Origin of the sequence: Paenibacillus sp. P32E, from assembly GCF_001909085.1 — a bacterium.
Classification (GTDB): Bacteria; Bacillota; Bacilli; order Paenibacillales; family Paenibacillaceae; genus Paenibacillus_AQ; species Paenibacillus_AQ helianthi.
Genome location: NZ_LVYY01000017.1, coordinates 62069 through 80792 on the forward strand (window position 1 = coordinate 62069; position 18724 = coordinate 80792).

Sequence of the window (18724 nt, forward strand, 5' to 3'; positions counted from 1 at the left end):
TTCCATGTCTACTATTTTTCTCATTATTATTTATTTGGCTTTTATCAGTCTTGGCTTGCCGGATTCGATGCTTGGAGCGGCTTGGCCGATGATGCGTCCCGATTTCGCAGCACCGGTGGATGTTGCGGGACTACTCTCCATGATCGTTGTCGCGGGTACAATCATCTCTAGTCTGGCTAGTGGGATGGTGCTGCAGAAGCTGGGCACGGGGAAAGTTACTTTTATCAGCGTTGCTGTGACTGCACTCGCCTTACTCGGCTTTTCGTACTCGCCTTCGATCATCTGGCTGGCTGTGTTATGCCTTCCGCTTGGACTCGGTGCTGGCTCCATTGATGCCGGGCTGAATAATTATGTAGCAACCCACTACAAAGCCCACCACATGAGCTGGCTTCACTGCTTCTGGGGTGTAGGCGCTATGCTTGGGCCCATTATAATGTCGCGTTATATTGCTGCGGGTGATTCCTGGCGGCAAGGATATTTGACGGTCAGCCTGATTCAGTTTGTGCTGGTTGTACTGCTGTTCATTGCCCTACCGCTCTGGAAGCGGGCAGAACCGACAGGTGAATCAATGGCAGCAGCAACAGATGTTCAGCAGGAAGTCATCTCGCCGCAGATTCCTGTAGCAGGTATACTGCGCATCAAGGGTGTGAAGCTGGCGCTGGTTACCTTTCTTTTTTACTGCGGGGTAGAAGCGACGCTTGGACTCTGGGGCAGCAGCTTTCTGGTCAATGAGAAGGGACTGTCAGCAGCAACGGCTGCTGGCTGGGTATCTCTCTATTATGGGGGGATAACAGTGGGCAGACTGGTCACCGGTTTTGTCACTTTCAGATTTAATAATCGCCAGCTTATTCGTACCGGTATATTGATCTCGATGCTGGGTGCGCTGCTGCTGTTACTGCCATTGCCGGCTGTATATTCCCTGTTTGGATTTATTCTTGTGGGACTTGGCTCGGCGCCGATATTTCCGTGCATGCTCCATGAGACACCCACCCGCTTCGGGAAGGAACATTCCCAAAGAATTATGGGCTATCAAATGGCTATGGCGTATACAGGAGGTGCATTTCTGCCGCCGTTATTGGGATGGATTGCCGCCCGCAGCTCGTTTGTGATTCTTCCGTTCATCCTTGTGGGATATATTGTTATAATGCTTATTAGCTCAGAGAAGATCAATGTTGTAATGAATAAGCGGAAAGATGAGGTCTCTATATGAGTAGAACAGTGGATTGGCTGAGTGGAGATTGGAGCAATCATCCAGTCTCGGCTGAGGTACAGGATGGAGTATTCGTTGTAACAGCAGCAGAGGGCAGCGATTATTGGGAAAAAACAATGTACGGGTTCCAGCATGTCAATGGGCACGCGCTCCTGGCTCCCTGGGAGGACAGTGATGCTGTTGAGGTCAGCTTTTCACTGCATGGGTTTACAGAGCTGTATGATCAGGCAGGGATCATGCTGTGGCTCAGTCCTGAGGTTTGGATCAAAGCCGGAATAGAGCTGAACGACGGTGTACCTCATATCGGTGCGGTTGTGACCGACGTTTATTCCGATTGGTCGCTGTCACCTGTAGCGGAATGGGCTGGAGAGGTGGTTACGGTCCGGGCCTCACGGATGAATGATGCGGTAGTCATCAGAGCCAGAACAGAGAATCATCCTTGGCGGACGATCCGGGTGGCGCGTTTTCCATATGAGACTGGGAAAAAGGCAGGTCCGTTTGTCTGCGCCCCCACCCGTGCCGGGCTTAAGGTAACGTTCTTGCGTTGGGTGAACACGGCGCCAGATACGGATATTCACGCAGACCCTCCCGAAGAGTAAGAGAAGTCGCAACATTGTGCCAAAGCTGGTTCTTAAACATCCCGCCTGTAAAAGAGTGGTAAGCCACCCTGTATACATGCGGGTTGTTTGTCATGACTTATGGAACCGGTCTCTACGAACGTTTATAGATTTCCCGCATAACATGTCTTAGCTCCGGGACGATCAGCCGCTCCATAGCGAGCTTGATCGCACCAGTTGATCCGGGCATGGAGAAGACTGCTGTGCTGCCGATGGTACCGGCAATCGCCCGGCTGAGGATAGCTGCGGAGCCGATGTCTTCGGTGAAGCTGAGCAGCCGGAAGATCTCTCCGAAGCCAGGGAGTGTTTTGTCCAGTAAGGAAGCCACAGCCTCATAAGTGGTATCCCGTGGGGAGATTCCCGTTCCACCGGTCAAGAGCACGGCTTCGATGCCTGAGTGAACGGAGCTTTTATAGACCAGCTCGCGGATATCTTCATAATCGTCCTTGACGATCGTACTGCCAATGACCACATATCCTGATTCTTCGAGCATAGTTCTGATCAGCGCGCCTCCGGTATCGGTTTCCGGTGTGCGGGTGTCCGAGACCGTTATGACATAACAGGTCACACTTTGGGGCGCTTCGCGCCGGTGTTCATCAACGGATGACAAGCGGACCAACTCCTTCTTCATCAATTTATCAATTTATTCCCCATGATAGGGGATTAACGTGGCAAAGACAAGTTGGAGGAGTAGGGCCGATAATGGACCCTATACTTCAGCTGTCGCCTTGCACCGTAAAGGCACTTGTAGTACACTCGCTACCATAACGGAATTTTGTCAGGGAGAGATGAAACATGGAACAGGCTATGCCGGTTTATATATTGTCAGGATTTCTGGGAAGCGGCAAAACAACATTGCTGCAGCGCCTATTGGACCACTGGAAGGGCCTGGGGCTCAAACCCGCGGTAGTGATGAACGAGCTGGGTGAGGTGAATCTGGACGGGCTGCTGGTCGAGCAGTCGGTTCCGATGGCGGAAATGCTCGGTGGCTGTATCTGCTGCTCCATCCGCGGCGATCTCAGCACAGAGCTTGCTACGCTGATTAAAAAAGAGTCACCTGATGTGGTTGTCATTGAAGCGACCGGTGCAGCGAATCCGCTTGAGATTGTAGATGCAGTTACTGAAATCTCATTGTATCAATTGGTGGAGCTGAAAGGTCTGATTACCGTAGTGGATGCTGCACATCTGATTGAGCTGTACCGTTCCCAGCAAGGTGCGACTTACCGGTTAATGCAGGAACAGATCCGCTGCGCTTCAGTGCTGATTCTGAACAAGACCGACCGGGTGACGAAGGAGGAAGCGGAAGAGGTTACTGAGATTCTGCGCAAATGGAACGCTTATGCGGAAATCCTGCCTGCGGTCCGCTGTGCGCTTGAACCAGAAGAGCTGCTGGATGGTCTTGGCGGCATTCATACCGAAGCCCGCTTCGGGGAAGGCGATGAGCTTCAGGAGTCAGAGGATCAGGATCTTACAAGTAAGGATACTGAATGGACGGGTGCTTCACATTCTACCCATGACCATGTGATGGCGTATACCCACTATTTCAAACGCCCAGTGAACAGCGAGGAATTCGAACAGTTTGTCAAGGAACTCCCTAGGGATGTCTACCGTGCAAAAGGAATTGTTACCTTCAGTGATACCTCCAGCCGGTTTCTGTTCCAGTATGCCTACAGAGAGGCTGATTTCATGAAAATCACCCCTCAGGGTGAAGTGCCGGATGTGGCGGTATTCATCGGTGAGCACTTTTCTTCCAGTGACCTTCGTACCCGGCTTCTCCAGTTGGAGAAGCGCATTTTGGCTAGGCCCGCGGCTGTAAAGAGAAGCTTGTAGGGGAATTCCTCCCGGCAGGAGAATGGTTCGTTCCTATTCTTGCAGGTTAATACATAGGCATACCCTATAATAATTGCAGGAGGTAAAAGGCTATGACCCGAATTCAATATCAGGAGTGCATCGACGCTTGTATTCAAACTATGAATGCCTGTAACTATAGCTACGTCGCAAGCCTAAAAGAATACGATCTTGCCTCGCTTCGTGAGAGCATTAGACTGGACAGGGAGTGTGCGGATATTTGCTCATTCGCTGTCCAGGCCATGACCCGTCAAAGTCCGTTCGTTGCAGAAATTCTCCGCCTGTGCGCAGAAATTTGCGAACGTTGTGCGGATGAGAGCAGCAAGCATGTACATACCCATTGTCAGGGATGTATTGATTCCTGTCGTGCCACTGCAATCGCCTGCCGGTTGATCAGTGACGCAGTAGAGGTATATGCTTAATCCTGTTTCCAATCCCTTTATATAAGGTTCTAGCAGAAGTATTCCAAGACCAGAGGCTCCAGCAGTCCATACTGTGGGGTTCTGGTTTTTTGCTGTGATTATGAATCATTTGTCAGGTTTAAAAGGAAATCGAAGCCGCCCCGGCGAATTTATGGTTATGAAGAAAGTGAAGGGGAGGATAGCGGTATGTCTCTTGCCGATATCGGTACTAGCCAGCAGACGGACGGTCCAACGCCAATTATTGAGCTGATCCGGGCTACAAGGCTTTATGACCGGCGTGCTGTGTTGAGTGAGGTATCTTTGCTTGTGGAAGGTGGAGCGGCAACGGCCCTTATTGGCCGGAATGGTTCGGGAAAAAGCACACTGCTCTCCATTCTTGCCGGATTGACAAAGTTATCCTCCGGGACTATGGTGCGCAGCGGGCGCAGGATTGCCACGGGGTATGCCCCTGAAGCTTTTCCGGGGCTAAAGATGTCGGCAGAGCATTATTTACTCAGCATGGCCAGGATTGCGGGTCTTGCATTAGCTGAAGCAGAAGCCAGAATGGCAGAATTGCTGGAGATGTTTCATCTGGAAGAGTTTCGCAGACAGCGGATGGACGGGTTTTCCAAAGGAATGCTGCAAAAAGTGAACTTAATCCAAAGTCTGATCGCACACCCGCAGCTGCTGCTGCTCGACGAGCCGATGTCAGGACTTGATCTTCCCGCGCAGCATACACTGATCGGCCATCTGAAGGAGCTGAAGCGCAGCGGGACGGGGATTGTATTCTCCATCCATGAGCCGCAGACCATTGAAGCTCTGGCTGACAGCGTACATGTCCTGCATGCTGGCAGAACGGTTACAACCATCCATGGCCAAGAGGAAATGCGGGTGACACCCGCTGTTTACATAGTTTGCAAAGGCATTTCAGAGCAACGAAAAGCAGAGATTATGGACATGCCCGGGGTGATTTCCATACATCCACTGGATGGTACACCGGGAGATTATTTAGCAGCGACTCTAGAGATTGCAGCTGCAGATGATTATCTTCGCCACATCCTGCAGGCAGAAGGGTCAGTAGTATCTGTAGAACCTTGCGGCGGTTTGAGTGCTGGTGGTCTGGAGCAATGGATGGACCCCAAACCAGTCAAAGGGGGAACAGCGGGATGAGGTGGCTTGTTTTCTATATGCTTCGCAGCTATACTGCTTCACAGCGGTACTTCGGTCCTGCTGCTTTTACAGTTATCGCTGTGCTGCTCCTTTACTCCTATAAACCTAATCCCGTGATGAACAGCTATGCCGCCACATCCATTATCCTGTTTGTGGGCTCTGCCTGGTTAGGTCTAAGCTTGTTGAATCATGAGCATCCGGTGCAACGGCAGATTTCAATCGTTCAAGCAAGGAGCAAACTCCGATATAACACCGGTACTCTCCTTACCTTAGGCGCGTTGATCTTGCTGCTTGACCTGCTGATTGTGGCGTATCCGGTGCTTACAGGACAATTTGATGAACCGGCAGGTCTATACAGGATAGTTATCGCATTCGCCGGGCATGCGCTCCTGGGATTGCTGGGTGTGACTATATCCTTGTACCTCCAGGCTTCCTGGGTAACCAAAACGAGTTATGCCGCGGGACTAATGCTTACAGTTGTAATTTTATCCATTGGCAGCCATAAGCTGAGTGAGCTCATTCCAGGTCCCTTCGTTTATATTCTGCTACCACCGGCATATCCGGTTATGGATGCCCTAATGAATGCGGATGATTTGCCCCTTATACATGTGCTGGGTGTTTTCATGCATGCACTGATCTATATCGTGCTGTTCACTAGATTCAATCTATACCGCTCCAGCCGTATGGATGACAGCAAAAGCTTATAATGATGTAAAATACTAGACAGAAAGAGGAACGGGAGGAAAGATGAAGGATACACACATACCGGAGAGTGAACAATCCAAAGAGCTATTTGCTTATTTCGGCCTGGCTGTCTACTACTGCCAGGCACTGGAGCAGCAGTTAACTAACCTGCTGCTCCTAACGAAGCTGTCTCAGGGAGAAACGCCTACAGAAGCAGATCTTGCAGAACTGTATCAGCGCAAGCTCAGCAATTCACTCGGCCAGCTCATCAAAGAAATCCAGCATCACTTCCCTTTTTCGGAAGAGGAAACCAACCAGCTTCAGGCTGTATGGAAGCAGCGTAATCATATTGTACACGACTATTTCAAAGAGCGAATTCAGGAGACCTTCACACCTGCGGGCAGAGCGCATATGATTCGTGAACTGAAGCGTTTCAAGAATAAAGCCAGGAGGCTTGAGATCAAACTGCAGGGCTACTGCACTGAAATGTATAGCAAACTGGGTCTTGAAGAAGAAAATCTGATTTGAATAGTTGAATTATTGTTGAAAGCGGGATTCCAGAGCCTGAAGCCCATTGCTCACCGCCACTCCGGGAGCGAACCGGATCGACGAGGCCCGTGTGCATTCTGCAAGCGACTCTAAAGCTGATGTAAGCGCGGGGATCATCTCCGCGCTTAAGCCCGTATCCGGTTCCCACCACCAGCGCAAAATGTTCAGCACATTGTTTTTCTTGTCCATCACCGGTTCAAAGCGCGCAATGAAACGGTCTCCATAAAGCAGTGGCAGCACATAATAACCGTACTCTCGTTCAGCGACAGGTTTGTATACTTCCCAGCGGTAAGTGAATCCGAATAATTGCTTGATCAGTTCTCTGTCCCAGAGCAGATTGTCAAGCGGAGCTAGTGCGGCGGCGAAATCAACGCCGGCTTCGTTATGATTAAGGGTACCGCCGTTCGCCAATATCTCTTCCAATACATGGGCATCTGAGGTCCGCATGTATAGCGGAAGTTTCAGGCCATCGACGCGAACTTCGCGGAGGGAGTCCCTTTGCAGCAACCGATTAATTGCGGCTGTCCGTTCCTTGCTCTTCAAGCCTGCAATTCCCAGCCAGCCGTCGCCGGATTTGTTCCACTGCAGGCCGATGCTGCCTATCCTGCGCAGCACATACCAGTCGTAATGCTGCTCAGACGTCACGTTGGGATCCTCGGTGCTGAGCAGATGCTCAGGCAGTAATTTCGCCGTGAAATCATAATAGCGGCGAGTGTGTACGCGGTGATGAACGGATATTTCACCCCAGAAATACATGCTCTCCATCGCCGCACGGGATAGCCGTGCCGGTGCCCAGGCCCAATCAATCTTGTCCTTGCTCTCCAGCTCGAGTGACGAGAGGGGGCCGCGCCGGATCAGCTCTTCCCGTACATGTGACACCATAGCTCCAAGTGCCTCATTACCCTGATAACGTTCTGCTGCCATATCTCTGCGGCGCTGAAAGTACGGCCAGTCCTCCGTGCAGTAGATCGACATATTCTTGTCCCAGCCGTCGACCAGCAGTCTGTCCTTATAGAGCAGCTCCGAAGCAAGCTCCGGGACGAAACCCGGAATCCGCGCCTGGAGCACAAGCTCATGATTATGACCGGCAATTCGGAGCGGATCATATTGAATGCAGCCCACATGGCGGACGAAGTCGTAAATGGCAGCCTTACCCTGAGGTGAGCCGCCGGAGACGAGCCGTTGATGCTGAAGCAGGAACTGCCGGGCTTGCCGTTTGCTGAGCGAATATGTGATCACTGTTTCCACCCCGTTCTTATGTATTGTTTTCATTATACGGAACAAATGTTCTCTGCACAAGCATACAAAAGCCCCTGATGCCAAAGGTCTGCATCAGGGGCTGATTGTGGTATGGGCTCCATCCTAGAGAACGATGCCGTACTGTTACACTTGTTTTATGGATGGCTGTAAGACGGCTTCTAACCGATGATCCGGAGCGGGAGCCGGAAGCTCCGAGCCTCCGCCAGCACCGAGTTGCAGCTGATACATGCGGAAGTATCTTCCGCCGAGGGCCATTAATTCATCATGGCTGCCGCGCTCTACGATCTCTCCACGGTGCAGAACGAGAATCTGGTCCGCACTGCGGATGGTGGAGAGGCGGTGGGCAATGATGAAGGTAGTGCGGCCCTTCTTGAGTACCTCGAGCGCTTCCTGAATCAGGCTCTCTGTTTCCGTGTCGATATTGGAGGTGGCTTCATCCAGGATCAGAATTGCCGGATCAAAGGATAACGCTCTGGCGAACGAAATCAGCTGGCGCTGGCCTGCCGACAAGGTACTGCCTTTCTCGACCACCGGCTCGTCGAAGCCTTGAGGCAAATGGGCCAGCAGTTTGTCTGCACCCACTTCGCGCAGTGCGCGTTCCACACGTTCACGGGAAATTCGCTCATCTCCAAGGCTTACATTTGAAGCGATGGTGCCCGTGAAGAGGTAAGGGTCCTGCAATACGATACCCATGTGGCTTCGCAGCCACTGCTTCGGTATGCCTTTAACCTCCTCACCGTCAATCGTAATGGTGCCGCGCTGCGGATCGTAAAAGCGGAACAGTAAGTTGATGATCGAGCTTTTGCCGGATCCGGTATGGCCTACAAGGGCCACAGTCTCACCGGGACGCGCTTCGAAGGAGATGTCCTTCAGGACGAAGTCTTTTTTATAGGCAAAAGAGACATCCTTGAATACCACATTTCCTTTGTAACGCGGCATACTTCCATCGGTGACCGGTTCACCCGGTTCGTCCATCAGCGTGAACACCCGTCCCGCAGAAACCATGGAGCTGTCAAGGTTGGCAAGCTGGTTGACCATCCCGGTAATCGGCTGAAACATCCGTCCGAGTACATCAACAAAAGCATACAGCACACCTAGTGACACAAAGGTAGAACCGCCCAGACTGCCAAAGCCGAAGTACCACAGGACGAGCACAAAGGAGAGGCTGCGCAGCGAATTCACCAGATTGTGGGAAGTAAAGGCGTTCAGATTCAGCATTTTGTTCTGATATTTCAAATAATCGTCATTGAGTTTCTCAAATTCTTCCTTACTCTGCTTCTGGCGGCGGAAGATACGGATGATTGACATCCCCTGAATCGATTCATTGATAATGGCGTTAATCTCACTAAGGCGTGATCGGATAATGGTATTGTATTTGGTGGCAACCTTGCGGTACAGGATGATCCAGAGAACCACAATCGGCACGATGAACAAGCTCACCAGGCCCAGACGGATATCCAGCAGGAACAGGGCTACGTACACGCCTAAGATATTGATAATCCCTGTGCTGAAGTTAGACAGTACGGCAATGAACAAATCTTTTACCGCCTCCGTATCATTCGTCACCCGGGACACGACTTTGCCGGCAGGCAAGTTGTCAAAAAAGTAAACCGGCAGCCGCTGGATGTGCGCATACACATCGGTCCGCAGCTTGCGGATTACCTGATTGGCCGAGGATTGCAGCCAGTAGGTTTTGCCGAATTCCGCAAAGATCGAAATCACCAGGAAAAGGGCATACAAGCCTACAAGCTCATAGATTCCAGGTAGTTCGGGTTTGTAAAAGGAAAACAGTTCGTCCGCCGACAGCTTCACAGCCGGGTAGACAGCTTCTGAATCTCCATGCTTGATATATAGTGAGCCATCACGGTAGGTCCGCTCGCCGTCAGGCTGCGCTACCGGTTCATTGATGAAGTAGAAGGATCTGCCTTCCTGAAGCAGGCGGACCTCCTGGCCTTTGGCCTCACCCGGTGCAAAACGGTCACCGCGTTTGTAGTAGATGTTGTTATATTCAGCTGCTTCCTCGGATGAAGGGGTCTGGAAGTAGGGCTTCTCGATGCCCAGCATGTGATTATCGATCATGCTCTTGGCGATAAATGGGCCAGCGAGCTCGGCCGCCACTCCGATGGTAAGCAGCAATAGGGCTGCGATAAACGTCTTTTTGGCAGTTAAAGCATACTGCAGCAGGCGTTTGCCTGTACTCTGTGTCAACGGTGACACCTCCTAAAAGTTTTGTAAGCGTATCTTCATGGATTTCACTGCGTACAAAACTCGCTTCGTAAGCATACGCTTAAGTTTTGTTACTATTGCACCTTGGATGGATAGAACCCATTATTCATTGGTCAGGTTGTTCTCTACCTGCTGCCGGTCAAATTGCTCACGGTACCAGCCGTTCATGTCCAGCAGTTCTTGATGGGTCCCGCGCTCGGTAATCTGTCCATTATCCAGCACGACAATCAAGTCAGCATGCTCAATAGCGGACAGGCGGTGCGTCGAGATTAATGTAGTTTTACCAGCCCGTTCCTCACGGATGTTCTCAATAATTTTGGCTTCAGTCCGTGCGTCAACGGCGGACAGTGCGTCATCCAGAATCAGAATGTCAGGATTGGCAATAAAAGCTCTGGAGATCGATACGCGCTGCTTCTGGCCCCCGGAGAGGGAGACACCGCGTTCACCGACCAAGGTATCCAGACCGTCGGATAAGGTACCAAGATCGTTCTGGAATGCTGCTGCTGTGATCGCATCCAGAATGCGGTCATCGCTGGCTCCGTGGTGACCGAACTGGATATTCTCACGTACGGATTTGGAGAATAGAATCTGTTCCTGCGGTACATACCCCATCCAGCTGTGGAGCTGATCCAAGGCGATTTGCCCTATTGGCACATCCGAAATCAGAATTTCTCCTTGGCCTGTCGGATATTCATGCAGCAGCTGCTTGAGCAGGGTGGACTTCCCACTCCCGGTACGGCCGACTACGCCGAGGGTCTGGCCTTGGGTGAGGGAGAAGCTGACCCCGCTCAGATTATCGATCGTTGAAGAGGGATAACGGAAGGTTACGTCCTTCATTTCAATAGTGGCTGGCTCAGCAACAAGAACCGGATGGGCAATATCCTGCACATCTGGTTTTGAATTCAACGTTTCGTCGATCCGTTCCAGTGAAGCCCCGCCGCGCTGCATAATGTTGATCAGCTCACCAATGGCGAACATCGGCCAGACAATCATCCCAAGGTACATATTGAAGGAGACCAGATCTCCCAAAGTAATTTGATTGCGGAAAACAAGATAGATCCCATAAGTAAGAGCGATAATGTAACTGAGTCCGACGCACAGCCGGATGGTTGGCTCGAAGAAGGAATCAACCCGCGCTACGGCCATATTCTTGTGGTAGACATCTTCCGTAATGTCGCTAAAACGCTTCTCGTCATGCCGTTCCTGTACATAAGCGCGGATGACGCGAATACCGGATACTGACTCCAGCACCTGATCGTTCATATCTCCGAAAGCATCCTGCGCCAGACTGTAGCGGTCATGAATGGCTTTTCCGTAGAAGATCATAGCGATCGCAATAAGCGGCAGCGGCAGTACAGCCGCAAGGGTCAGCTTCCAGCTAACCAGGAAACCCATGGCGAGGAGCACGACAGTAAGGAAGATGGTGGAATCGACGAGTGTAAGCATCCCGAAGCCAACGGTTGCCGAGACAGCCCGGATATCATTGGTGGCACGGGCCATCAGGTCACCCGTACGGTTGCGTTCAAAGAACGAAGGAGTCATGGTCATCAGATGATTCATGAAGCGGGAGCGCAGAAGGCGCTCTACCAGGTTGGACCCTCCGAAAAGCTTGTGCATCCATATGTAGGTGATCCAATAGATAATCAGCAGCATGAGAACAATCATGCCAATGTACTTCATGAGTGAACTTGCGGTGATTGAACCGCTGACAATGTCATCAATGGCGTTGCCCAGCAGGCGGGGGGGCAGAAGCTCCAGAACACCGGCTACAATCAGTAAAATGAGTCCAATAGCATAGCGTTTTTTTTCACGGCGGAAAAACCAGCCGAGATTGCGGAGAACGGAGAACAAGGGAAATCCCTTCCTTTCGTGTTGAAATGATTGTCGGCTTTTAAGAAACGCTCAAGATGGTGGTGATTAATGAAAGTGGCAACTCTTACCAGCATACAAAAAGGCATACCATCCGGTAACGGATGATATGCCTGTAATTTACATCAGCTATCATGTCCACGGTGCTGTAATGCAGCACAGAGACATGGAAGAGAATTGCCTAATTTGATTTCACACGCTACGCATAACGCGCATGAATCTCAGGAGGTTTCCACTGCTGGGGCTGCTTCGGTATTCAGTTGTGTATGCGTGCCGACAATAGTGAGGAAATATACAGGTACAAGGTTAAACACCGCGCTCACCCCTTTCATTAATTTTGGTAATAACTTGAAGACGATTCGTTATGTTCAGAGTTTATCACCCGGCCTGAAGAATTGTCAAATGTAATTTTGAATAAATTTCGAATAAGCTGTAGAATGATATCCGCTTAAATGATTTGGAATATAGTCATAATTTCAGTATGATTAGTATATACAGGAGGTGCTTACACAGATGAAGATGGAAATCAGCAAAGACGCCGCCGCCTGGTTCAAGCGGGAACTTTTACTGCGGGACGGGGCTTACATCCGTTTATTTCCCCGCTACAGCTCGGGAGGAGGACTACATCCAGGCTTCTCGCTGGGAATTGCGGATGAGCCTCCAGGTCGTCCTGCTGTGCAGACGGATCAGGCGGGAATTATTTTTTATATGGAAGAGCAGGATCTTTGGTATATGGAGGGTTATAGCCTGTCCATTGTGTATTCGGAAGCCGAGGATGATATTGAGTATGTGTATAAACCTGAGGCGGTAGCCGGGGTTCAGAACGAATGATGCAGCGGGATGCTGATATGGACAAAAAGCCCTTGCCAAAAGGCAGGGCTTTTTGTGTGGTGGCTAGAGCGTGACTGCGCATGCTGCATGAGCGGGAAGAGCTTAGTGCGAGCTGCGGAAGGTTTCTTCCTCCATGGCAAAATCAAAATCATCAATATCAAACACCTGAACAGGGACACCACCTTCAATAATGCGCTGAATCAGCTCGAATTGATCGGTTAGAATCGGCACTTTCTCCCTCTGAGAGGTCAGCAGCAGCTCCGTTTCAATCGGATCGAACGCTTCTCCATACGTGGCGTTATCGACACTGTTGATAATAGTGATCTGTGCGTGGCTGCCCAGCAGGATGCCGGAGCTTTTGGCCCAGGGAATGTTCAGGCAGCGGTTGATTTTTTTGGAATTCAGCGGCTCCTCGAAATAAGCAATAAGTTCGCGGATTTTGAGCTTCACATGCTGGTCATCCTCTGCATGGCTCATCAGAGGTTCGTTGCTGTCCCGCAGTTCGTATAATTCCATTACGGTAGTGTAAGGCACTATATATTCTACGGGGCTCCGCGGAATGAGAAGCTGGCCGTAAATCGCCATCATGACGGCTTCGGTCACAAATTGTCTGGACATCGTTATCCTCCTGAAGTTCGGGTACTGCTATTTAGAGTTGAACGCGTACCTATGGACTTAAAAATATAAAAACACTGTGGAACGAAAATGTCAACAGTACCCAATCAACACGGTAAAGAGAAAGGACGCTACTTTTTGTGAAGCAATGGAAATCTTATTATACTTTTGTACGGCCCTACATGAAATGGATTGTCCTTACCCTGTTCATCGGCATGATCAAATTCAGTATTCCGCTTACCCTGCCGCTCATCCTCAAATATGTGGTCGATGACCTGCTGAACAATCCGGCACTCTCTGTTGCGGCGAGGGTATCGAAGCTGATGACTATACTTGGGGGCTCACTTGTGCTGTTCGTAATTATCCGGGGTCCAGTGGAGTATTACCGCCAGTATTTTGCCCAGCTGATTACCAGCAGAGTGTTGTTCGACATGCGCAACAGACTGTACGGACATCTGCAGCGGCTCTCGCTTCGTTATTATCAGAATACTAAAGTCGGCGAAGCGATCTCCAGATTTATCAATGACGTTGAGCAAAGTAAAAATCTTGTTGAGGTCGGCATGATGAATGTCTGGCTGGATATGTTCACACTGGTGTTCGCCCTGGCCTTTATGTTCTATCTGAATCCGGTGCTGGCCCTCGTATCGATTGCTATACTGCCGCTGTATGGCATTGCAGTGAACACGCTTTACAAGCGTCTCAAGCTGCTAACTAAGGACCGTTCCCAGGCGCTTGCCGCGATACAAGGGTATTTGCATGAACGGATTCAAGGGATTGCGATTATCCGCAGCTTCACTATGGAGAAGGTGGACAAGAAGCAGTTCGAAGACATCAACGGCAAGTTTCTGGAAAAAGCGATGGCCCAGACGCGCTGGAATGCTGTAACCTTCGCCATCATCAACACCCTTACGGATATCGCGCCGCTGCTGGTGATCGGATACGGGGGGTATCAGGTTATTCACGGGAATTTGTCGCTCGGGACCTTTGTGGCGTTCTTCGGCTATCTGGACCGGATGTACGCGCCTCTGCGTCGTCTGATCAATTCCTCAACCGTGCTGACCCAAGCGTCCGCATCACTGGAGCGGGTAATGGAGCTTCTGGATGAGCCTTATGATATCATCGATGAACCGGGTGCCAAGCCACTGGTGGCGCCATCAGGAGCCATAGAGTTCCGGAAGGTGTGGTTCAAATACAACGATGAGAATGACTGGGTGCTGAAAAATATTGAACTTCGCATCGATCCGGGACAGACAGTGGCTTTTGTCGGGATGAGCGGAGGAGGGAAATCCTCTTTGATCAGTCTAATCCCGCGATTCTATGATATTACGGAAGGCAGTCTGTGCATGGACGGTCAGGATGTCAGGAATCTGACACAGGAGAGCCTGCGGCGGACCGTCGGGATGGTGCTCCAGGATAACTTTCTCTTCAGCGGCTCGGTGCGGGATAACATCCTTTTTGGTAATCCCGTAGCGGGAGAGCAGGAGATTGTCGCGGCTGCACGGGCTGCGAATGCTCATGATTTCATTATGCAGCTGCCGGATGGGTATGACACAGAGGTGGGAGAACGCGGAGTGAAGCTATCCGGTGGACAGAAGCAGCGCGTCTCTATCGCACGTGTTTTCCTGAAAGATCCCAAAGTGTTGATTCTTGACGAGGCCACTTCAGCACTTGATTTGGAATCCGAGCATTTGATCCAGCAGGCGCTGCAATCACTGGCTTCGGAGCGTACCACATTAATTGTGGCTCATAGACTATCTACGATCACCCATGCGGATCAGATCGTCGTTTTGGAGAATGGGGAAATTACCGAACGGGGAACTCATGAGGAACTTATGGCGCTGGACGGAAGTTATGCCCGGCTGTTCAATGTACAGAGGTTGGATGCTTAAGATGGTGTGAGTCAAGATCAAGCGGTCCCTAAAGGGGCCGTTTTTTTGTGAACTTGAACCTTCCAGCAAAACCGTTGCATATCGATTTAAGTTACAGTATACTGTAACCAATACACTCGAGTGTAACTTGTTGCGATAAGGCGATTTATAACGGGAGATGAACCTGATGAATGTGTACACAGGTAAGCAATTGGCTGATATTCTCCAGCAGGAGGATGCGGATATAAATTTAAGAACGGTCCGGTATTATACTCAGATAGGGATGCTGCCGCCCCTGGAACTAGTGGGGAATAAAAGAGTATATACCGAAAGACACTTGGAATCTTTGCGGGCGATTCTGACCTTATCCAAGAGCGGGGAGTCCCTGGCGGATATTCAAATGAAGCTGTCTGCGCTCACTGCCGAGGAAGTTGCCAGCATCGGTGCCCGGTTAAGGTTCTACCAGCCGGAGCACATTCTGCAGCACGAGACGCTGGTGATTAACGAAGATGTAGTGCTCACGGTAAGTCCGCTGATCACACCGCAACTGAAATCAGAGATGATTGAGGCTGTGACCCGGCTGCTGAAAGGAGAGAACAAACAATGATTGAAAATTCACTTCCGCTGGAGATACGCTTCGCCAAGTCCTTTCTTGAGCATGAAGAAGGAATGAATCATCTGTGGATCCGGCTGGCACCGTTAACCGGTGTGAAACATGCAGAAGTCCGGCTGCAGCTTCCCAAGGGGATCTACTGGACTGGAGCTGCCGGAGAATACCCTGTGGGTGCAGACCGTCAAATTATCCTTGAGTCCCTGCAATCACCAAGCGAGTTATTGCTGGAGATTTATACATTACAGCCGATTGGCTGCGGATGGACAGAGCTAATATTAACGGTGTCCTGTCTGGAGGAAAGTGGCGAGGAACGGGAATATTCACTCCCTGTTCCTCTCATGATCTCAAATGAAGAAGAGGCAGGTCTGCCCCTTATGGATGATGAGATCGTCCAAAAAGTAAAAGAGCATTATCCGCATAACCCTAAGCATCCTGATCATTATGGGAACAAAGAGCTGCTCGATTGCACACCCGGAAGGCAAATCCGTTACGATCCTCATTACCAGTCGGAATTGGAGAAGAAGTACAGGGTTGAAGGATAGCATTAATCTAAAAAAGGCTGCGGGCGCATTGAGCGAACCTGCAGCTTTTTGGTGTTTGCGTTGTAAATGATTAGCCTCTTCCGATCAGCAGTGACAAAATCCCGGCAGCGATCAGCGGTCCTACGGGAACTCCTTTGAATAAAGCTACTCCGAGGACGGTCCCGATCAAAAGACCGGCAACAATTGTAGGCTGACTGCCCATCAGCAGAGCGCCCCGGCCTCCAAGATAGGCCACCAGGATGCCGACAGCGATTGCCGCAAGCGACTTCCAATGCAGAAAGGAGTGCCAAATGGTGTCCAGCGAGATTTTCCCGCTGGCCAGTGGAGTCATCACACCGATCGTCAAGACGATAATCCCAACCGTCAGACCGTACTTTTCCAGCCAGGGAAAAGTCTGTTGAAGTCCAAGCACCCTCAGCAGCAGCAGAACAACCATTGCGATAGTAATAGGTGAATTTTTACTGATAATGCCCAGTGCTGCAAAACCGAGAAGTAATAAAGAGGTTATATCCATAGCAGGCGGCACACTCCTTTTTTTCTAATATGCCCAATGTTTTAACAACCATTTAGATCGAGCTATGCGTATTTTTATGAGGTGGAACCTACTTGGCCAGACGTTTGGAGACGATATGATCCGCGATCAACTGCCCGTGCCCGCGTCCGGTTTCGATGAATACCTCATTGGCATTGCGTCCGGAGGCAATAACCCCTGCGATGTAAAGCCCGGGTACATTACTCTCCATGGTAGAGGGATTAAAGGCCGGTTTATCTTGGCTATCGTCCATGCTTACTCCAGCGGAGGAGAGTAACGTCCTGCTGGGTCTAAATCCTGTTAAGGCCAGCACAAAGTCATTATCCAGTTCAGTTACATCGCCGCTGTGGCTGGTGATGATTACCGATCCTGGTGTAATTTCAGTCACCCGTGACTCGACGTGCAGAATAATCTTCTCCTTCAGAACCATGCTCTCGAAGATCGGACGAACCCAGGGCTTAATATTCTCAGAAATGCTAGCTCCCCGGTAGACCATATCCACCTCGGCTCCAACGCGTACGAGCTCCAGTGCAGCATCAACAGCAGAATTGCTGCCGCCGATTACGGTTACCTTCATCCCCGTATAGGGATGGGCTTCGCCGAAATAATGGGTGACCTTGGGAAGCTCCTCTCCTGGAATTCCAATCAGGTTCGGCTGGTCAAAATATCCTGTAGAGATCACTATGTTGGCAGCCGTGCGGGTATGAGCTTCTCCCCGTTTGTTGCGTGTATGTACGGCAAAGGTCCCATCTTCCAATGGCTGAACGGACAAGGCTTCCTCGTAAGCGGCAATTTCCAGACCATGCTGTTCCGCAGCACGCCGGTAGTAGACCAGTGCTTCATGGCGGAAAGGTTTGTCATTGGGTGAGGTGAAAGGAACATTTCCGATTTCCAGCAGCGCAGTGGTGCTGAAGAATTGCATGTTGGTCGGATAGAGATAGATGGAGTGGACAATGAAATTCTTTTCGATGATCAGGCTGGACAATCCTTGGTGCTGGCATTCAATAGCAGCGGATAATCCGCATGGGCCTGCTCCGATTATGATGACATCTTTCATTAAGCTTCAAGCCTCCCGAATAATAACTTGCTTTTTCTATAAAGCGTACCCTAAATTTAAAATTTTCGCCATTCTTCCCGTAAATCCGGGTGATAACACTTGCTCCAGTCCATGGAATGCGATATAATTAGATATATATCTAAACTATATTCATTCTGTTAATTTTGGATAATTGTATTGTATAGGAGAGTGCCCTCATTGCAGCTTGATAAAATTGTAAATTACCACAAAGCTTTGTCTGACCCAACACGTTTACGGATTCTTCTGTTGCTGTCCAAAGGGGAGGTTCACGGGCAGGCCTTGGCAGAAAAGCTGAATTTATCGCAACCCACCGTGACGCATCATGCCGCGAAACTGCGGGAAGCCGCGCTAATCACAGAGCGTAGAGACAAGAACACGGTATATTTTATGCTGAATCCCGAGTTTATTCAGGCCGGTTCGGATGCATCACTAAAGTTTATTTTTTCCAAGGGGGTGGAAGATATGGAGAAAGAGTCACCAGATACAAGCCTGAAGGATTCGGTGCTGCGTAATTTCTTCGCCAAAGACGGGCGCTTGCGGCAGATCCCCGCTCAGTACAAGAAGAAGCTGATTGCTCTGCAGTATATGGTCGAAAAGCTGGAGCCGGGCGTAGTCTATACGGAAAAAGAGATCAACGAGTTCATTAAACCATTCCATGAAGACTATGCAACCATTCGCCGCGAGTTCATTATGCATCAATTCATGTACCGGCAGAATGAACACTATGAACTGAATCCGCCCGAGTTATGGACACATTGGGAAAATGTCAAATAATGATCTAAAGATTGGGTATTTTCTGTGACAAAAGACA

The 18724-nt window shown here is 50.3% G+C and carries 19 protein-coding genes; 12 read left to right on the top strand and 7 right to left on the bottom strand.

Annotated elements, in window-relative coordinates; genetic code table 11:
• The first annotated feature begins 4 nt into the window (after nt 1-4).
• Both A3848_RS17465 and A3848_RS17470 read left to right on the top strand, forming a co-directional pair.
• Nucleotides 5-1210, top strand: a complete 1206-nt coding sequence (locus A3848_RS17465) for an MFS transporter (RefSeq protein ID WP_074086196.1) — start codon at nt 5-7, stop codon at nt 1208-1210.
• Complete coding sequence (locus A3848_RS17470) at nt 1207-1809, top strand: DUF1349 domain-containing protein (RefSeq protein WP_074086197.1); 603 nt, start codon at nt 1207-1209, stop codon at nt 1807-1809. The genes A3848_RS17465 and A3848_RS17470 overlap by 4 nt, the downstream gene beginning before the upstream one ends.
• Nucleotides 1810-1921: 112 nt before the next feature.
• On the opposite strand, the gene A3848_RS17475 is transcribed toward A3848_RS17470, so the two are convergent.
• Nucleotides 1922-2458 carry a MogA/MoaB family molybdenum cofactor biosynthesis protein gene (locus tag A3848_RS17475; RefSeq protein WP_074086198.1) on the bottom strand — a complete coding sequence of 179 codons (537 nt, stop codon included), beginning with the start codon at nt 2456-2458 and terminating at the stop codon, nt 1922-1924.
• 164 nt (nt 2459-2622) lie between these two features.
• Here A3848_RS17475 and A3848_RS17480 point away from each other — a divergent pair, with 164 nt between their 5' ends.
• The 5 genes from A3848_RS17480 (at nt 2623) to A3848_RS17500 (ending at nt 6458) form a co-directional block, all read left to right on the top strand.
• A complete protein-coding gene (locus tag A3848_RS17480) occupies nt 2623-3657 on the top strand; it encodes a CobW family GTP-binding protein (protein WP_074086199.1) in 1035 nt (344 codons plus the stop codon).
• A 92-nt stretch (nt 3658-3749) separates the two neighbouring features.
• Nucleotides 3750-4097, top strand: a complete 348-nt coding sequence (locus tag A3848_RS17485) for a four-helix bundle copper-binding protein (protein WP_074086200.1) — start codon at nt 3750-3752, stop codon at nt 4095-4097.
• Between the two features lie 186 nt (nt 4098-4283).
• Nucleotides 4284-5246: an ATP-binding cassette domain-containing protein gene (locus tag A3848_RS17490; RefSeq protein ID WP_074086201.1), complete on the top strand. Its 963-nt coding sequence runs from the start codon at nt 4284-4286 to the stop codon at nt 5244-5246.
• On the top strand, nt 5243-5953 hold the full coding sequence (locus A3848_RS17495; RefSeq protein WP_074086202.1) for a hypothetical protein: 711 nt from the start codon (nt 5243-5245) through the stop codon (nt 5951-5953). Before A3848_RS17490 ends, A3848_RS17495 begins: the two co-directional genes overlap by 4 nt.
• A 40-nt stretch (nt 5954-5993) precedes the next feature.
• Nucleotides 5994-6458 carry a hypothetical protein gene (locus tag A3848_RS17500; protein WP_074086203.1) on the top strand — a complete coding sequence of 155 codons (465 nt, stop codon included), beginning with the start codon at nt 5994-5996 and terminating at the stop codon, nt 6456-6458.
• A gap of 9 nt (nt 6459-6467) precedes the next feature.
• On the opposite strand, the gene A3848_RS17505 is transcribed toward A3848_RS17500, so the two are convergent.
• From A3848_RS17505 to A3848_RS17515, 3 genes are all read right to left on the bottom strand, one after another.
• Entirely contained in the window at nt 6468-7751 is a 1284-nt protein-coding gene (locus tag A3848_RS17505; RefSeq protein WP_256702437.1) for a winged helix-turn-helix domain-containing protein, read from the bottom strand.
• A 111-nt stretch (nt 7752-7862) separates the two neighbouring features.
• Nucleotides 7863-9947, bottom strand: a complete 2085-nt coding sequence (locus A3848_RS17510) for an ABC transporter ATP-binding protein (RefSeq protein WP_074086204.1) — start codon at nt 9945-9947, stop codon at nt 7863-7865.
• Between the two features lie 120 nt (nt 9948-10067).
• Complete coding sequence (locus A3848_RS17515; RefSeq protein WP_074086205.1) at nt 10068-11816, bottom strand: ABC transporter ATP-binding protein; 1749 nt, start codon at nt 11814-11816, stop codon at nt 10068-10070.
• A gap of 531 nt (nt 11817-12347) precedes the next feature.
• On the opposite strand from A3848_RS17515, the gene A3848_RS17520 reads away from it, so the two are divergent.
• Nucleotides 12348-12665, top strand: coding sequence for a HesB/YadR/YfhF family protein (locus tag A3848_RS17520; RefSeq protein ID WP_074086206.1), 318 nt, complete (start codon nt 12348-12350; stop codon nt 12663-12665).
• Nucleotides 12666-12767: 102 nt separating this feature from the next.
• On the opposite strand, the gene A3848_RS17525 is transcribed toward A3848_RS17520, so the two are convergent.
• Nucleotides 12768-13283: an ADP-heptose synthase gene (locus A3848_RS17525; RefSeq protein ID WP_074086207.1), complete on the bottom strand. Its 516-nt coding sequence runs from the start codon at nt 13281-13283 to the stop codon at nt 12768-12770.
• Nucleotides 13284-13420: 137 nt separating this feature from the next.
• Here A3848_RS17525 and A3848_RS17530 point away from each other — a divergent pair, with 137 nt between their 5' ends.
• From A3848_RS17530 to A3848_RS17540, 3 genes are all read left to right on the top strand, one after another.
• Nucleotides 13421-15169: an ABC transporter ATP-binding protein gene (locus tag A3848_RS17530; protein ID WP_074086208.1), complete on the top strand. Its 1749-nt coding sequence runs from the start codon at nt 13421-13423 to the stop codon at nt 15167-15169.
• Between the two features lie 166 nt (nt 15170-15335).
• The gene (locus tag A3848_RS17535) at nt 15336-15755 is read left to right on the top strand and encodes a MerR family transcriptional regulator (RefSeq protein WP_074086209.1); all 420 of its coding nucleotides are present in this window, start codon (nt 15336-15338) and stop codon (nt 15753-15755) included.
• A complete protein-coding gene (locus A3848_RS17540) occupies nt 15752-16303 on the top strand; it encodes a hypothetical protein (RefSeq protein WP_074086210.1) in 552 nt (183 codons plus the stop codon). Before A3848_RS17535 ends, A3848_RS17540 begins: the two co-directional genes overlap by 4 nt.
• A gap of 70 nt (nt 16304-16373) precedes the next feature.
• Here the strand turns inward: A3848_RS17540 and A3848_RS17545 are convergent, their stop codons facing one another.
• Nucleotides 16374-16817 (bottom strand): DUF441 domain-containing protein, encoded by a 444-nt coding sequence (locus A3848_RS17545; RefSeq protein ID WP_074086211.1) that lies wholly within the window; start codon nt 16815-16817, stop codon nt 16374-16376.
• Nucleotides 16818-16905: 88 nt separating this feature from the next.
• A complete protein-coding gene (locus A3848_RS17550) occupies nt 16906-17892 on the bottom strand; it encodes a YpdA family putative bacillithiol disulfide reductase (RefSeq protein WP_074086212.1) in 987 nt (328 codons plus the stop codon).
• 198 nt (nt 17893-18090) lie between these two features.
• On the opposite strand from A3848_RS17550, the gene A3848_RS17555 reads away from it, so the two are divergent.
• The gene (locus A3848_RS17555; RefSeq protein ID WP_074086213.1) at nt 18091-18687 is read left to right on the top strand and encodes a DUF2087 domain-containing protein; all 597 of its coding nucleotides are present in this window, start codon (nt 18091-18093) and stop codon (nt 18685-18687) included.
• Nucleotides 18688-18724: the final 37 nt, after the last annotated feature.

Excerpts from the sequence above, each read along its gene's own strand:
- A3848_RS17465 (WP_074086196.1), top strand. The coding sequence starts at position 5 with ATGTCTACTATTTTTCTCATTATTATTTATTTGGCTTTTATCAGTCTT.
- A3848_RS17470 (WP_074086197.1), top strand. The coding sequence starts at position 1,207 with ATGAGTAGAACAGTGGATTGGCTGAGTGGAGATTGGAGCAATCATCCA.
- A3848_RS17475 (WP_074086198.1), bottom strand. The coding sequence starts at position 2,458 with ATGAAGAAGGAGTTGGTCCGCTTGTCATCCGTTGATGAACACCGGCGC.
- A3848_RS17480 (WP_074086199.1), top strand. The coding sequence starts at position 2,623 with ATGGAACAGGCTATGCCGGTTTATATATTGTCAGGATTTCTGGGAAGC.
- A3848_RS17485 (WP_074086200.1), top strand. The coding sequence starts at position 3,750 with ATGACCCGAATTCAATATCAGGAGTGCATCGACGCTTGTATTCAAACT.
- A3848_RS17490 (WP_074086201.1), top strand. The coding sequence starts at position 4,284 with ATGTCTCTTGCCGATATCGGTACTAGCCAGCAGACGGACGGTCCAACG.
- A3848_RS17495 (WP_074086202.1), top strand. The coding sequence starts at position 5,243 with ATGAGGTGGCTTGTTTTCTATATGCTTCGCAGCTATACTGCTTCACAG.
- A3848_RS17500 (WP_074086203.1), top strand. The coding sequence starts at position 5,994 with ATGAAGGATACACACATACCGGAGAGTGAACAATCCAAAGAGCTATTT.
- A3848_RS17505 (WP_256702437.1), bottom strand. The coding sequence starts at position 7,751 with ATGAAAACAATACATAAGAACGGGGTGGAAACAGTGATCACATATTCG.
- A3848_RS17520 (WP_074086206.1), top strand. The coding sequence starts at position 12,348 with ATGAAGATGGAAATCAGCAAAGACGCCGCCGCCTGGTTCAAGCGGGAA.
- A3848_RS17525 (WP_074086207.1), bottom strand. The coding sequence starts at position 13,283 with ATGTCCAGACAATTTGTGACCGAAGCCGTCATGATGGCGATTTACGGC.
- A3848_RS17535 (WP_074086209.1), top strand. The coding sequence starts at position 15,336 with ATGAATGTGTACACAGGTAAGCAATTGGCTGATATTCTCCAGCAGGAG.
- A3848_RS17540 (WP_074086210.1), top strand. The coding sequence starts at position 15,752 with ATGATTGAAAATTCACTTCCGCTGGAGATACGCTTCGCCAAGTCCTTT.
- A3848_RS17545 (WP_074086211.1), bottom strand. The coding sequence starts at position 16,817 with ATGGATATAACCTCTTTATTACTTCTCGGTTTTGCAGCACTGGGCATT.
- A3848_RS17550 (WP_074086212.1), bottom strand. The coding sequence starts at position 17,892 with ATGAAAGATGTCATCATAATCGGAGCAGGCCCATGCGGATTATCCGCT.